Source organism: Curvibacter gracilis ATCC BAA-807 (genome assembly GCF_000518645.1).
GTDB lineage: Bacteria > Pseudomonadota > Gammaproteobacteria > Burkholderiales > Burkholderiaceae_C > Curvibacter > Curvibacter gracilis.
This window is the reverse complement of the sequence record NZ_JADZ01000013.1, coordinates 189,041-204,216: the sequence shown is the minus strand read 5'-3', so window position 1 is coordinate 204,216 and position 15,176 is coordinate 189,041. Positions and strand designations below refer to the sequence as shown.

Genomic DNA, 15,176 nt, shown 5'->3' with positions numbered 1-15,176 from the left:
CCGGAAGGTGTGGCCGCGCTCAGGCCGCCGGCCGGCTGTTGCGCCCGCCCTGTTTGGCCCGGTACATGGCGGCGTCGGCGTCCGACAGCAGGCTGCGCACATCGTGCCCGTCACGCGGGTACAGGCTGATGCCCACACTGGCATGCACCTGGATGGGCAGCCCGTGGTGCAACACCGGCTGCTGGAACTGGGCCTGCAGCTTGGCGGCGATCGGGTCGGCATCCAGTTCGCCATGCAAGCCTTCGCACACCACCACGAACTCATCGCCCCCCATGCGCCCCACCAGGTCACCCACCCGCAGATCATCGCTCAGGCGCTGGGCCACGGCACGCAGCACGGCATCGCCCACCTCGTGGCCCAGGCCGTCGTTGATGTTCTTGAAATGGTCCAGGTCCACAAACAGCACGGCACAGACCAGCCCGGAACGGTCGGCCCGGTCCAGAGCGTCGGCCAGGCGGGCTTCGACCAGGCGCCGATTGGGCAAGCCGGTCAGAGGATCGTGGTGGGCCAGGTGGTCCATGGCGTTGTGGCGGCTGCGCAGCTGGGACATCTGCAGCCAGACCTGCTCCTCCATGTGCTGAAAACTGCGTGCCAACTCGCCGATCTCATCGCGGCGCTCCACCGGCAGGCCCATCACACGCTGCCCCTTGCCCAGGCTGCGCGTGGCCGCGGCCATCGCCTTCAAAGGCTCCGTGACCACACGCGACACCAGCACGGCCAACAGCAGGGCTGCCAGACACACCAGCAACAGAACCTGGAAGATACTGCGCCCCAGCACCGGCGTATCGCCTTCGACGACGCTGAGCGTCTGCGCCAGGCCAAGCAGCAGGAATCGCTGATCCACCTCGGCCCCCAGGGGCAAGCGAACAAATGCGGCCGCCAGGGGCTCGCCGTAGGGGTCATTGGCCCGCGTGACCAGCGACTGGACGCGGCCGCTGAGCAGGCCCTGAGCCTCGGGAAAAGTGTCCTGGATGAACACCCGTTGCCCATGATCGAAGCCGAAGGTCTGGCTGGCATCCGGGTGCATCAGCCAGTCGCCCCAACGGTTGCTCATGTAAAGCTGGAAGCCTCCTGGCAGATTGCTCATCACGTTCTGCAGAAAGGGGCGTGCTGCCACCTGCAAAGCCACCACCCCCAAGGTGCGCCCCTGAGACACCACCGGTGCCGACACCGTGAATGAAGGCATGTCGTTCACCTCCGGGGCATCGTCATGGCTGACGGCAAACTCCGACAGGTAGACCTGCCCGGCGGGCTGGGCAAGCGCCTCGAAGACATAGGGGAAATGCCCTTTCTCCCTCAGGTCGTGCTCAGGAATGCGCTTCAGCACCTCGCCCTGGCGCAGCACCCGCACCTGTTCCAGGCCGTGCTCCTGCGCAGTGATCAGGCGCACCTGCAGATAACCCGGGTGGGCGGCCAGCATGGCTTCGAAGGCCTGCGCCATGGCTTCGCGTGCAGCCGGCTGCGGCCGCCCCGGCTCTCCCCGGGGGGCCTCCAGCAAGGCCCGAGCCTGCGCATGGGTGGCCAGGACCAGGGCGTCTTGCGAGACGCTTTGCAGACTGGCATGCAGGTGGCGAGCCAGCACCTCGGTGGTGCTCAGCAAGTAGCGCTCCGCGCGCTCGGTCATCATGGCGCGGCTGCTCACAAAGGTGTAGTGGCTGGCCAGGCCGGCGGCAAACACGCTGAACGCCGCCAGCAGCAGACTCAGCCGCAAGGCAATGCCACCGGGCCTCATACCGTCAGCCTCTCGGGCCGCTCACCATCCCGGATGCGCTGCCACAGCGCGATGCGGCGGGCCTCGTCCTCGACCGGCTCCAGCCACAGCAAGGAGGCCCCCGAAGCCACCTCAGGCGGCTCCTCGCGGGTATTGGCCAATCCCTGACGCAGGCTGAAAGCCTGGCTGACCTCGGGCGACAGCATGGTGTCGATCCAGCGTGCGGCCAGGGTCAGGCTGCGGGCCTGGCGGGTGATGGCCCAGCAGTCCAGCCAGGCCAAGGCCCCCTCGCGTGGCAAGGCATAGCCCACATCCAGCCCTTGGTCGCGCAACAGCTTGAGTTGTTGACGGCCGTAGTTGGCAAACATCAAGGCCACCTGGTGGCGACGGAAGAGGTCGGCCGATTCGTCCGGCTGGGAGTAGAAGGCCCGCACATTGCGCCGCAGGGCCACCAGATGCCGGGCCAAAGGGCCGAGCTGGCCTTCTGGGATGCGAAACGGGGGCAGACCGCGCGATTGGGCCGCGATGGAAAAATTGTGCGTGCTGCCATCAAAGGCCAGCACCTTGCCACGCCAGCGCTCATCCCACAGTGCCTGGATCGACTCGGGGGGGCGCGTCATCTGACGGCGGTCGAAGATCAGGCCCATCTCGGAGTAGGTGAAAGGCATGCCGAACAGCTGCGAGCCCTGGGTCAGCCCCGGGATCGCGTCACGCTTCAGGAAGCGCGGCAACTGGGCCGCCGCCTGGGGGATCCAGGCCAGCGGCAAGGGCGAGAGCTGGTTCAGATCGCGCAGGCGCTGCAGTTCAACCGTGTTGGCGGCCAGCACGTCAAACGGCGGCCCGCCGGTGTCGGGGTCTCGCCGGGCCAGACGCTCGCGCAGCACATCATCAGAACCGACGATGGTGAGCTCGACCCGCACCTCGAAACGGCGCTCAAAGGCCTTGACGATGTCGGCATCGGCATAGCCGGGCCAGGCCAGCACCCGCAGCACACGGCTGGGATCGGCAGGCCCGGCCCCATCCTTGCCTTGGGCACGAGCGTCCGGCCAGGTCCACAGCGCCGCCTGCGCCAGTCCTGCACGCCAGAAGGCGCGCCTTCCAGCTGAGGGTCGCATGCCGCTTGTCATATTAGGTGTTCCGTCCAGCTGACAGTTTAAGGGGACAATAGACGGGTGACGATTCCACAGTCTTTCATCCAGGAACTTCTTGCCCGCACCGATGTGGTGGACATCGTGGGTCGCTACGTGCCCCTGAAGAAGGCCGGGGCCAACTTCATGGGCCTGTGCCCCTTCCATGGCGAGAAATCGCCCTCCTTCTCGGTCAGCCCGTCCAAGCAGTTCTTCCATTGCTTTGGCTGCGGCAAGAACGGCAATGCCATCGGCTTTCTGATGGAGCACGCAGGCATGGGCTTTCGCGAGGCGGTGGAAGACCTGGCCCAGCAATATGGCCTGCAGGTGCCCGATGACGATGTGTCGCCGCACGACAAGGCCCGTGCCGCCGAACAGCGACAAAAGCAGCTCAGCCTGAGCGAGGTGCTTGAAAAAGCCGGCGACGCCTACCGCAAGCAGCTCAAGGTGTCGCCCCGCGCGGTGAACTACCTCAAAGGCCGGGGCCTGTCGGGCGAGGTGGCCAAGCGCTTCGGCCTGGGCTATGCCCCGGAGGGCTGGCGCAGCCTGGCCAGCGTGTTTGCCGAATACGACAGTCCCCTGCTGGCCGAATGTGGCCTGGTGATCGTGAGCGACGAGGACGGCCGGCGCTACGACCGCTTCCGCGACCGCATCATGTTCCCCATCCGCAACGTGAAGGGCGAATGCATCGGCTTTGGCGGGCGCGTGCTGGGCGACGAAAAGCCCAAGTACCTGAACTCACCCGAAACACCGGTGTTCAGCAAGGGACGCGAGCTGTATGGCCTGTACGAGGCCCGCACGGCACTGCGCGAGCAGGGCTATGCCCTGGTCACCGAAGGCTACATGGACGTGGTGGCCCTGGCCCAGCTGGGTTTCCCGAACGCCGTGGCCACCCTGGGCACGGCCTGCACCGCCGACCATGTGCACAAGCTGTTCCGCTTCACCGACTCGGTGGTGTTCAGCTTCGACGGCGACGCCGCCGGCCGACGCGCCGCGCGCAAGGCACTGGATGGCGCCATCCCCTATGCCACCGACACGCGCAGCGTGAAGTTCCTGTTCCTGCCGGCCGAACACGACCCCGACAGCTTCATCCGCGAATACGGCCCCGACGCCTTTTCACGCCATGTGGGCGATGCCCTGCCGCTGAGCCGCTTCCTGATCGAGGCCGCCCGCGAACAATGTGACCTGGGCACGGCCGAAGGCCGCGCCCACATGGCGGCCAATGCCCGCCCGCTGTGGAGCGCCTTGCCCGAAGGCGTGCTCAAGCGCCAACTGCTGGGCGAACTGGCCGAACTGACCCAGTTGCCCACCGCCGACCTGGCGGCCCTCTGGCAGGGCAGCCCCGATGCCGGCCCCCCGCCCCGCCAAGGCCAGCGCCATGCCGCCTCGGATGACGCCCCCCACTGGCATGCCGATGGCGGCCAGGGCGCCTGGCCCGACGCCGGCGGTGCAGGCCCTGGCCACCCCCCGGGCGGCCCGGGCAAGCGCTTTGAAAAGGGCAGCTTCAAGGGCGGCAAGGACGGCTTCAAAGGCTCGCGCGATGGCTGGAAAGGCGGCAAATGGAACGCCAAACCCGAAGAGAACGACGACGGCCCGCGCACGCCCCCCGTGACACGCCCCGACCATGCAGCCCGCCTGCTGCTGTCGCACATGAGCGCCCTGGAAAGCCTCAGCCACGATGACCACGACATGCTGTGCCAGCTGCCGGCACCGCACGGCGCCCTGTTCGTCTGGCTGGAAAGCCAGTTCCACGAGCACGGGGCCGTGCCCTGGGCGGTGCTGCGCGAGAGCCTGCGCGGGCAGGCCTTCGAGGCGCTGGCGGTGAAGCTCATGACCGGCTCACACGCCCAGACCGAGGGCGAAATCAAGGAATTGCGGGCCGAACTGCGCGGCGTGCTCAACCGCATGCTGGTCGAACAGCTCAAGCTGCAGGAAAAACAGGCCATCGAGGCGGTGCGGCACGACCCGGCCGCCCTGGAGCGTTACCGCGCCCTGTTCAAGCGCCGCACCGAGCTGGAGCTGAATCTGCAGCGCGTGGCGATCCAATAAAACCCTGTTCTGGTACCCGGCCCTTGAAAAGCGGCCACATCGGTATAATGTAAGGTTTGCATCGGCAAGAGCGACAGCAGCACCTCCGGCCCGGGCCCGCACCACACCCCTAGACGGGGCACGCGCCCACCATCCGCAAGGACTGCACACCAAATGTTCGCCCAGACATCTTGCCCCTGAGAACCGCGTGGCCAGGCCCTGCCCGGCTGCCTGCTTCTCGACTGCAAAGGGCTGCCACAGCTGCAAGAAATTGCGCCCGATCACCCTTTGCCGTGCCACCCGCGCCGGGATATGTGGCGCTTGCTCGTTTCTTTGTGTTCCTGTTTGATCCTGAGGTTGTTCATGCCCGCTCAAAAGTCCGCGAAGCCCGTCAAGTCCGAGTCCACCGCCCCGGCCCAGGTTGCTCCGAAAGCCACCGCCAAGTCCTCGGCAGCCAAGACGGCTGCCAGTGCCAAGGCGGCGACCCCGTCTGCCAAGAAAGCCACCACAGTGCCCGCATCGAAACCCAAGGCTGAAGCCACCTCCGACGAACTGAAGAAGACCTCCAAGGCCACCGCGGCCGCTGGCGAAGACGCTCCGGTCAAGAAAAAGCCGGGCCGCCCGCCCAAGGCTGCCGCCGACAAGGACGCCGCCCCCAAGACCGGCGCCAAGCGCGGTCGCAAGCCCAAGGCCGATGCGGTCAAGGAATCCAGCGACGACGATCTGGACCTGTCCGACATCGAAGCCGACCTCGAAGGTGAGGTCGAAGCCACCCCCGCCGCGGCCACGACCGAAAAGGTCAAGCCGCTGCGCATGAAGATCAGCAAGGCCAAGGAACGCGCGCTGATGAAGGAATTCGGCCTGGACGAGACCGTCCTGTCCGAAGAAGACATGGCCAAGCGCCGCTCGCGCCTGAAGACCCTGATCACCCTGGGCAAGACCCGCGGCTACCTGACCCAGGTCGAAATCTCTGACCACTTGCCCGACAAGCTGGTCGATGCCGAGACCATGGAAGTCGTGGTCACCATGTTGAACGACATGGGTGTGGCGGTGTACGAGCAGACGCCCGACGCCGAAACCCTGTTCCAGAACAACGTGACCCCGACCGCTGCCACGGTCGAGGAAGCCGAAGAAGAAGCCGAAGCCGCGCTGTCCACCGTGGACTCCGAATTCGGCCGCACCACCGACCCGGTGCGCATGTACATGCGCGAAATGGGCACGGTCGAGCTGCTGACCCGTGAAGGCGAAATCGAAATCGCCAAGCGCATCGAAGGCGGTTTGATGGCCATGATGGAAGCCATCTCGGCCTCCCCCGCCACGATCGCCGAAATCCTCAACATGGGTGAGGAAATCCGCGAAGGCAAGATCGTCATCTCGACCATCGTCGACGGCTTCTCCAACGCCAACGAGGCCGACGACTATGTGGCCGAAGAAGACTTCGACGAATTCGACGAAGCCGACGACGACGACGGCAAGGGCGGCTCCAAGGCCCTGACCAAGAAGCTCGAAGAACTCAAGCGTGAAGCCCTGTCGCGTTTCGACAAGCTGCGCGAGCTGTTCGAGAAGATGCACAAGATCTATGACAAGGAAGGCTACGGCGGCGCCACCTACATGAAGACCCAGCAGCAACTGTCTGCTGAGCTGATGACGATCCGCTTCACCGCCAAGACCATCGAGAAGCTGTGCGATCTGGTGCGTGCCCAGGTCGATGACGTGCGCAAGAAGGAACGCGAGCTGCGCCGCATCATCGTCGACAAGTGCGGCATGCCGCAGGAAACCTTCATCAAGGAATTCCCGCCCAACCTGCTGAACCTGAAATGGGTCGAAAAGCAGGCCGCCGCCGGCAAACCCTGGTCGGTGGTGATGGCCCGCAACATCCCTCCGATCCAGGAACTGCAGCAAAAGCTGATGGACCTGCAATCGCGCGTGGTGGTGCCGCTGACCGAGCTGAAGGACATCAACAAGCGCATGAACGAAGGCGAAGCCGCCTCGCGCGATGCCAAGAAGGAAATGATCGAGGCCAACCTGCGCCTGGTGATCTCGATTGCGAAGAAGTACACCAACCGCGGTCTGCAGTTCCTGGATCTGATCCAGGAAGGCAACATCGGTCTGATGAAGGCGGTCGACAAGTTCGAATACCGCCGCGGCTACAAGTTCTCGACCTACGCCACCTGGTGGATCCGTCAGGCCATCACGCGCTCGATCGCCGACCAGGCCCGCACCATCCGCATCCCGGTGCACATGATCGAGACCATCAACAAGATGAACCGCATCAGCCGCCAGCACTTGCAAGAGTTTGGTTTTGAGCCCGATGCCTCCATCCTGGCCGCCAAGATGGAGATCCCCGAGGACAAGATCCGCAAGATCATGAAGATCGCCAAAGAGCCGATCTCCATGGAAACCCCGATCGGCGACGATGACGACAGCCACCTGGGCGACTTCATCAAGGACGGTTCCAACACCGCCCCGATCGACGCCGCCATGCAGGCCGGCCTGCGCGATGTGGTGAAGGACATCCTCGATGGCCTGACCCCGCGCGAAGCCAAGGTGCTGCGCATGCGCTTCGGCATCGAAATGTCGACCGACCACACCCTCGAAGAAGTGGGCAAGCAGTTCGACGTGACCCGCGAACGCATCCGCCAGATCGAAGCCAAGGCCCTGCGCAAGCTCAAGCACCCGAGCCGCAGCGACAAGCTGCGCAGCTTCATCGACTCGCTGTGATCCACGCCCCCTGATCGACCGGCGCCCCTGCGGCGCCCCCCGATCCACCCAGCCCCTGCGCCTTGCGGCCAGGGGCTTTTTGCTGGGCGAAGCACGGCAGGCCAGCCCCACCCCAAGCACCCGCTCACAAGCCTTACGTCACGGCAAACAGCCCACTCATTTGCTACAAAAGCCGTTCGTTTCAGAGACGGAAGATGGTACAACTGATCGCTGCACCGCCATGACTGCTGCTTTTTCTCACCCAGGCTTCCCGATCTTGCTCAGCCTGAGCGCTCTGCTCTCAACCCCCTCCTACGCCGGCAGTGGCCTGGGTGCCGAAACAGGCCCTTGCCTCGGGCCTGACTGCCCCAGCCACTACGGGCCGCCAGCGGCCTGCCGCAAGCTGGGGGCGGAAGGCCGTGACGAGGCCTACTCGCTGGTGGTCGGCGGCCACTTTCATGTGTTGCAGGGCAGTGAAGCCGAGGGCCGGATCTTCGTGGGTGGCGACCTGGTGCTGCGCACCCGGGGCTACTACAACCTGGTGCAAGTGGGTGCTGGCGCTTGCGTGGTGCCGCCAGACGCGGATCAGGCCAGCAGCCCCCCGCACCTGGTGGTGGGCGGACAGATCCAGCCGGTGGACCCCAGTGCCGTCTTGGCAGTGGGTCAACCCAACCTGCGCTCCACAGCCCTCATTGGCGGGGCCCGGGTGGGTGCAGGTCAGGTGCAGGCCCGCGGGGGGGTGCGCTATCAGACCAGCCCGACCCCGCCCCCGGTCGACTTCAACAGCCTGGCCCAGCGCAGCGCCTACTGGGCCACACTGGCGCCCACCGGCACCGTTCGCGGGCAGCACCCCATGGTGCTCCAGGGCGACGGACAGTCCGCCCTTCAGGTTTTCAAGCTCAGTGCCGACCTGCCCAGTGGCGGCCTGCGCCTGAAAGGCATCCCACCGGGCGCCACGGTGCTGATCAACCACCCGGGCACCCCTACCGTCAGCCTGCAGTTCTACGACATGACCGACCCCGCGGGCCACGGCGGCTTTCAGTTCGACACCGAGCTCACCCGTCGCATGCTGTGGAATTTTCCCCAGGCCAGCCTGGTGAAGCTCGGTGGCGGGGCCCAATGGCAAGGCAGTGTGCTGGTGGCCCGAGGTGCGCTGTACAACGCCTTGCCCGGCCTGAACGGACGGGTGCTGGTGGCGGGCGATCTGACCCAGGACAGCCAGGGCAGCGAGTTTCACAACTACGACTTCAAGGGCGAACTGCCCGACCCACCCACCGACGACCCGCCTGCGACAGAACCCGGCCACGACACCTCGCCCCCCGAACCTCCCCCTGAAGTGCCCCCAGAACCCCCGCCTGAAAGTCCGCCCCCAGGCCTGATGCAAGCCGCCCTGAACATCCAGGTGCGTTACGACGGCGATGCCCTGCGCATCACGGATGCCCCCCTGCTTCAGATCGAGAGCCAATGCGAGCGCTCGGGCACACAGTCGGTGCGCATCACGCCGCCTGCAGCCGGCTGGATCGAAGGCTTGCAGACCGACGAGTCCTGTCTGCTCGTGGCCAAGCTGGAGCGCGCAGCCCAACTGCCAAGAGGCTGGCAATGGCCATCACCCCAACCCGGATTGTGGGTGGGCGACAACCCCCGGGTGATCACCCCCGACACCAACCCGGTCGAATTGCTGCTGCAGATCCGCCCTGTGATGAACGCCTCACTGCGGGTGCTGCCGCGTTACCTGGGCAATCACCGGGCTGTCCAGACCCATCCCAGGATCGAGCTGAACTTGCTCTGCAGCCACTCCGGCGAGCAATCGTTGCTTCTGCAAGCCCCGCAGGTCGCTCAAAGTGGGCTGCTGCAAGACGGGGAGGCCTGTGAGGTGCTGGCGCGGCGGATCACGGGTGCCGTGCTGCAAGAGGGGCACACCTTGAGTCTGCCCGACACCGGCTGGTGGAGCCCGGGCAGCACGCTGGTGGCCGGCGACACACCCGATCCCATACCGCTGGACATCAGCATCCTGGCGGCATCGCCAGGCGATGAGTCCGAACCGCCCCCGGCACCTCCACCTGTACCGCCCTCGGAGAGCGGGCCTTCGACCTTGAACAGCATCCCGCTGCTGACACCCTGGGGTTTGCTGGGTCTGGCAAGTGGCCTGGGCTTGCTGAGCCTGGGCACCTGGATGGGCCCTGCCATCGACCGGCGAAAGCGCCGCACAGCCTCGGACAAGGTCAATGAAAGTCGCGGCTGCGCGGGCTCATCGCGCCCAGGGTCTGGTCCAGCAGCGCATTGAGGTTGTGCAGGCGGCGCGCCACCAGGTGACAGACCTCGCCCTCGCGCTGCCACAGCCCGTCCACCGCCATCAGGCGCGAGCCCAGCAAAGCCTCGCGCTGCTCGGCCACCAGTGCGGCCCACACGATCACATTGACCACGCCGGTCTCGTCTTCTAGCGTGACGAACACCGTGCCCTTGGCCGTGCCCGGGCGCTGGCGCACCGTGACCAGGCCGCAGGCCTGCACCCGGCGGCGCCCCGGCACCGCCTGCAATTGCTCGGCACTGAAGATGTGGCGCCGCGCCAGCTCGGCGCGCAACAAGGCCAGCGGGTGCCGCCCCAGGCTCAGGCCGGTCGCCTGGTAATCCCAGCTCAGGGCCTCGGCCTCGCTGGCGGTGGGCAAGGCCAGCGGGGCCTCATGCACCGGCGCGTGCTGCAGCAGGCGGGGTGCTCGGTGCAGCGCAGCGCTTTGCCACACCTGCTGGCGGCGGTGCCCGGCCAGGCCCTCCAGGGCATTGGCCGCCGCCAGCGCGGCCAGGTCACCGGCATCCAGAGCGGCCTCGCGGGCCAGGCGCTCCACACTCAGGGGCTGGCCGCTGCGGCGCAACTGAACCACCCGCCGGGCCTGGGCCTCGCCCAGGCCCTTGACCTGCTGCAGGCCCAGGCGCACCGCGGGCTGGCGCGCCCCGGCCCAGCCCGGCGGCTCCAGGGTGCTGAGCCAGTCGCTGTGCAGCACATCCACCGGGCGCACCTCCACCCCATGGCGGCGCGCGTCCTGCACCAGTTGCGAGGGGCCATAAAAGCCCATCGGCTGCGAGTTCAGCAAGGCGGCCAGAAAACAGGCCGGCTCGTGGCATTTGAGCCAGGCGCTGGCATAGGCCAGCAAGGCAAAGCTGGCGGCATGGCTTTCCGGAAAGCCGTACTCGCCAAAGCCCTCCATCTGCTTGAAGATCGACTCGGCAAATTCCAGCGTGTAGCCGTGCGCGGCCATGCCCTCGAACAGGCGCTCGCGCAGGTGGCCGATGCCGCCCTTGCGTTTCCAGGCCGCCATGCTGCGGCGCAGCTGGTCGGCCTCCTCGGCACTGAAGCCGGCCGCGATCATGGCGATCTGCATCACCTGCTCCTGGAAGATGGGCACGCCCAGGGTGCGCTCCAGGGCCACCTCCAGCCCGGCCGGGCAGTCATTGGCCTCCAGGCCCTGGCGCCGCCGCAGGTAGGGGTGCACCATGCCGCCCTGGATGGGCCCGGGCCGCACGATGGCCACCTGCACCACCAGGTCATAGAACTCACGCGGCCTCAGCCGGGGCAGCATGCTCTGCTGGGCCCGCGACTCGACCTGGAACACGCCCACCGTGTCGGCCCGGCACAGCATGTCGTAGGTGGGCCCGTCTTCGCTCGGCACATCGGCCAGGCCGAAGGGCCGGCCATGCCACTGCCCCATGAACTGGAAGCTGCGCTGCAGCGCGCTGAGCATGCCCAGGGCCAGCACATCGACCTTGAGCAGGCCCACGTCGTCGATGTCGTCCTTGTCCCACTCGATGCAGGTGCGCCCGGCCATGCGGGCATGCACCACGGGCACGGTGGCATCCAGGCGCTCGCCGCTCAGCACAAAGCCGCCCGGGTGCTGCGACAGGTGGCGCGGAAAACCCAGCACCTGCTGCGTCAAGGCCAGCCAGCGCTGCAGCAAAGCGGCGTCCAGGGCCAGACCCAGGCTCTGCAGGCGCAGCCCCAGGTCGGCCGGCGCATCCCACCACTGCTGATGGCGCGCCAGCGCATCGACCACCGGGGCCGGCACCCCGAGCGCAAAGCCCACATCGCGGATGGCGCTGCGCGGGCGGTAGCAGATCACCACCGCCACCAGCGCGGCATGGCCCCGGCCGTATTTGCCGTACAGGTACTGGATCACCTCCTCGCGGCGCTGGTGCTCGAAGTCGACATCGATGTCGGGCGGCTCCTTGCGGGCGCGGCTGATGAAACGCTCGAACAGCAGGCTGTGGCGGCCCGGGTCGATCTCGGTGATGCCCAGGCAGAAGCACACCGCCGAATTGGCCGCCGAGCCCCGGCCCTGGCACAGGATGTGGCGTTGGCGGGCAAAACACACCACATCGTGCACGGTGAGAAAGTACTTTTCGTAGCCCAGCTCGCTGATCAAGGCCAGCTCGTGCTCCAGTTGGGCCCGCACCGCCGCGGGCGCGCCCTCAGGGTAGCGGCGCCGCACCCCGGCCTCGACCTCGTGGCGCAGGTGCTGAGCCGGGCTCAGGCCGGGCGGCACCAGGGCCGGCGGGTATTCGTAGCGCAACTCATCAAGGCTGAAGCGGCAGCGCTCGGCCACGCGCACGCTCTCGGCCAGCAGCTCGGGCGGGAACAGCGTGGCCAGGCGCAGGCGCGAGCGCAGGTGTGCCTCGGCATTGGCCTGCAGGCTCAGGCCGCACTCGGCCACCGGGCGGCGCAGGCGGATCGCGCTGAGCACGTCGTGCAGCCGCTTGTCCGATCGCCGGTGCAGGTGCACATCGCCCACCGCCACCAGGGGCAGGCCGCAGGCCTGGCCGGCGGCCTGCAAGGCCTCCAGCCAGCGGGCATCGTCCATGCGCAGCCAGCGGCGCACGGCCAGCCAGGCCCGACCGGGAAAGCTGGCGGCCAACCCCTGGGCCACCCGGGCCAGGGCCGCGGCCTCGGGGGGCTGGTCTCGCTCGGGGCTCCACAAGGCCAGGCAATCGGCCAGCCGGGCCGGGCGGGCCTGCAGATCGGCCCAGCCCAGCTGGTACTCGCCCTTGGGCTGGCCGGCCCGCGCCTGGGTGATCAGCTGGCACAGCTGGCCATAACCCCGCCGGTTGGTGGCCAGCAGCACCAGCTGCCCGCCCGGGTCGCCCAGATCAGGCTCGGGCGGCAATCGAAACTGCGCACCGATGATCAGCTTGAAGCCCAGGCGCTTGGCTTCGCCATGGGCGCGCACGGCACCGGCCACCGAGCACTCGTCGGTCAGGGCCAGCGCCTCGTAGCCCAGGGCCTGGGCGCGGGCCACCAGGTCTTGCGGCCAGGCGGCACCACGCAGAAAACTGAAGTTCGACAGGCATTGCAGCTCGGCATAGGCCGGCAGGACTGGCCTGGGTGTGCTCAGGCTCATCCGAACACCCCGTGCAGAAACCAGCGTGTCGGGCTGTCAAGCTGGCCACTCAAGGGCCGCACCCGGAACACCCACAGCAAACCGGCCTGGGCGCTGCGGGCAATGAAGTAGTCGCGCAGGGTCAGGTCAGGGTCGGCTGCGCCGGGGCCGTCCCACCAGCCCGCCTCCAGGCGCTCGGGACCGGCCAGCAGGGTCAGCGGGCCGCGGTACTGCGGGCGCTCGCCCACCAGGCGCAACGGCTCGGGCTCGGGCAGCAGCCAGGGGGGTTGCCAGGCGGTGGCCGTGGCCGGGCGCACCGAGGCCGGGGTGGGCGGCACCTCGATGGCGGGCTGCCAATGCTGCATGTGCTGAGGCCGGTGGTCAGCCTGCAGGCGGCCGGCCAGCACCCGCCCCGGGCCCAGGCGGGCGCTCAGGCGCTCCAGGCAGATCGGCAGGGGCTCGCCCCCGGCCAGATCCTGCGGCAACAGGCTGGCACTGCCGGGGCCCCAGCGCTGCACGCCCAGCGCCTGCAGGCTCAGGGACTGCACCGGCGCCGCCAGCGTGACCCGGGCCAGGTGCTCGGCCAGCAGACGCTCCAGGTGGGCCACCTCGCGCGTGGGCTGGGCAGTGTGCACCACCAGTTCGGCCCCGGGCTCGCAACCCCGGCGCGGGTCATGCTGCCAGGCCAGGCGCACCCCGGTCACGCCGCTGTGGCGCGCCGCCAGCCACACGGCCAGGGCCTGCAGCAGGCGGTGCGCCCCCCACATCAGGCCGGCCGCGTGCTCCACCAGGCTGGGGCAGGCCAGGTGCTGTTCGAACTGCTCGGGCAACAGCTGCCAGTCAAACACCTCAGGACGCTGGCCATGGGCACGGTCCAGGGCGTTCGACAGTTCAGCACCAAAGCGGCGCGCCAGCCCGCCCCGGGGCAAGGCCCGCACCTGGCCCAGGGTCTGGCAGCCCAGGCGCTGCAGCAACTCGGCATGCCGGGCCACCTCGGGCAGCGCCTGCAGCGGCAAGGCATCCAGCGTGGCCGACAGCCGGGCTGCATGGCAGCGGCGCAGTCGCCGCTCGCCAGAGGGCAAGGAACGCGCCAAGGCCAGGGCCGCCAAGGCCGTGGGGGCCACGCCGATGCGCTGCACGCCCAGGGCCCCCGCCTCGCCCATGAGGCGGCGCAGCAAGGCTGGCGCCCCCCCGAACAGGCGCAGGCTGGCCTGCACCTCCAGCACCACGGCGTCCTGCAGCCTGGCCACGCGTGGCGTGTAGCCCAGGGCCCACCACGCCAGTGCCGGCCCAGGCTCAGCCGAGGGGTCGGGCAAGAGCGCGATCCACCACATGGCGATCCGGCTTGAAAGGGTTGGGAGACGGGGCCACCACGGTCTGTGACGGTGTGGGTGGCGGTGTATGTGGTGGCGCCACCGCCGGCCCGGCACGCAAGGGCGAAGGCCGGGCCGCAGCCAACAGCAAGGCCCGCTCCAGTTGCCGCCCACGGCGTTTGAGCAGCTGCACCTCCAGGGCATCTGCCGCCCCGGCACGCAAGCCCAGGCGCAGCGGCGCGGGCGAGGCCTGCTGCTGCGCCGCCCAGGGGCGCAGCGCCCACAGGCAGGGCGGGCTGGCCTGCCGCCCGGCCTGGGCCGCCAACTGCAGGCGCCGCAGGCCTTGCGACAAGCCCTGCGACAGGCTCGGCGACTTGCCAGGCGGTAGCCAGACCAGCAAGGCCGCCAGCGCCTGGCAGCGCAAGGCCTGCTCGGCGGCCCACAGGCGCTCGGCCGGGCTGCTCGCCTGCACCCAGATCAGCGAGCCCAGCGCCAGCCCCTGCCAGGCCAGCGCCGGCAGGTGCGGTACCAGCGGCGGCCCCACCAGCACCACCGCCCCTTGCTGCGACAGCCGCGCCAGACTGGGCGCCAGCAAGCGCCACTCGCGCCAGCCCGCCTCGGGCTGCAACACCTCGGTGAGCTGGCCACACGGCCAGCCCCCGCCGGGGAGCTCGGCATCCAGCGCGGCAAAGCCGCTGGGGCACACCGGTGCAGCGCTGTGCCCCAGGTCACTGGCGCGCCAGAGGCTGGGAATGGCATCCAGGAGAAGGGCAGACATGGTGGAGCAGGAAAGTGGACAGGGTTTTAACTGTTTATTTATACAGTATTTCAAGCCGCCACAAGACAACAGCACAGCCCGGCCAGGGGTCTCTGGGCCCAGGTCGCGCCACACACCGTGACCCAACCCACACCTGAAGGCCTTGCAGCGGCG

The 15,176-nt window shown here is 68.2% G+C and carries 8 protein-coding genes; 3 read left to right on the top strand and 5 right to left on the bottom strand.

The genetic code is table 11. From position 1 onward, the window contains the following. Nucleotides 1-19: 19 nt before the first annotated feature. Both L880_RS0111835 and L880_RS32290 read right to left on the bottom strand, forming a co-directional pair. Entirely contained in the window at nt 20-1,732 is a 1,713-nt protein-coding gene (locus tag L880_RS0111835; protein ID WP_027475858.1) for a GGDEF domain-containing protein, read from the bottom strand. Further along, nucleotides 1,729-2,826, bottom strand: coding sequence for an ABC transporter substrate-binding protein (locus tag L880_RS32290; RefSeq protein WP_245615107.1), 1,098 nt, complete (start codon nt 2,824-2,826; stop codon nt 1,729-1,731). The genes L880_RS0111835 and L880_RS32290 overlap by 4 nt, the downstream gene beginning before the upstream one ends. Before the next feature lie 57 nt (nt 2,827-2,883). Between L880_RS32290 and dnaG the strand changes: the two genes are divergently transcribed. From dnaG to L880_RS0111815, 3 genes are all read left to right on the top strand, one after another. After that, on the top strand, nt 2,884-4,887 hold the full coding sequence (gene dnaG / locus L880_RS0111825; protein WP_043329271.1) for a DNA primase: 2,004 nt from the start codon (nt 2,884-2,886) through the stop codon (nt 4,885-4,887). Between the two features lie 342 nt (nt 4,888-5,229). After that, the gene (gene rpoD, locus L880_RS0111820; RefSeq protein ID WP_027475856.1) at nt 5,230-7,587 is read left to right on the top strand and encodes an RNA polymerase sigma factor RpoD; all 2,358 of its coding nucleotides are present in this window, start codon (nt 5,230-5,232) and stop codon (nt 7,585-7,587) included. A 220-nt stretch (nt 7,588-7,807) separates the two neighbouring features. After that, nucleotides 7,808-9,850, top strand: coding sequence for a choice-of-anchor A family protein (locus L880_RS0111815; RefSeq protein ID WP_084461253.1), 2,043 nt, complete (start codon nt 7,808-7,810; stop codon nt 9,848-9,850). On the opposite strand, the gene L880_RS0111810 is transcribed toward L880_RS0111815, so the two are convergent. From L880_RS0111810 to imuA, 3 genes are read right to left on the bottom strand one after another with little or no spacing between them, the layout of a single operon-like run. Next, entirely contained in the window at nt 9,789-12,953 is a 3,165-nt protein-coding gene (locus L880_RS0111810; RefSeq protein WP_027475854.1) for an error-prone DNA polymerase, read from the bottom strand. The two genes, L880_RS0111815 and L880_RS0111810, sit on opposite strands and share 62 nt — an antisense overlap. Next, complete coding sequence (locus L880_RS0111805; RefSeq protein ID WP_245615105.1) at nt 12,950-14,248, bottom strand: Y-family DNA polymerase; 1,299 nt, start codon at nt 14,246-14,248, stop codon at nt 12,950-12,952. Before L880_RS0111805 ends, L880_RS0111810 begins: the two co-directional genes overlap by 4 nt. Then, on the bottom strand, nt 14,229-15,023 hold the full coding sequence (gene imuA, locus L880_RS0111800) for a translesion DNA synthesis-associated protein ImuA (protein ID WP_027475852.1): 795 nt from the start codon (nt 15,021-15,023) through the stop codon (nt 14,229-14,231). Before imuA ends, L880_RS0111805 begins: the two co-directional genes overlap by 20 nt. Between the last annotated feature and the right edge of the window lie 153 nt (nt 15,024-15,176).

Bases quoted from the DNA above. Each gene is read 5' to 3' on its own strand.
- L880_RS0111835 (WP_027475858.1), bottom strand. From the start codon at position 1,732: ATGAGGCCCGGTGGCATTGCCTTGCGGCTGAGTCTGCTGCTGGCGGCG.
- L880_RS32290 (WP_245615107.1), bottom strand. From the start codon at position 2,826: ATGCGACCCTCAGCTGGAAGGCGCGCCTTCTGGCGTGCAGGACTGGCG.
- rpoD (WP_027475856.1), top strand. From the start codon at position 5,230: ATGCCCGCTCAAAAGTCCGCGAAGCCCGTCAAGTCCGAGTCCACCGCC.
- L880_RS0111815 (WP_084461253.1), top strand. From the start codon at position 7,808: ATGACTGCTGCTTTTTCTCACCCAGGCTTCCCGATCTTGCTCAGCCTG.
- L880_RS0111810 (WP_027475854.1), bottom strand. From the start codon at position 12,953: ATGAGCCTGAGCACACCCAGGCCAGTCCTGCCGGCCTATGCCGAGCTG.
- imuA (WP_027475852.1), bottom strand. From the start codon at position 15,023: ATGTCTGCCCTTCTCCTGGATGCCATTCCCAGCCTCTGGCGCGCCAGT.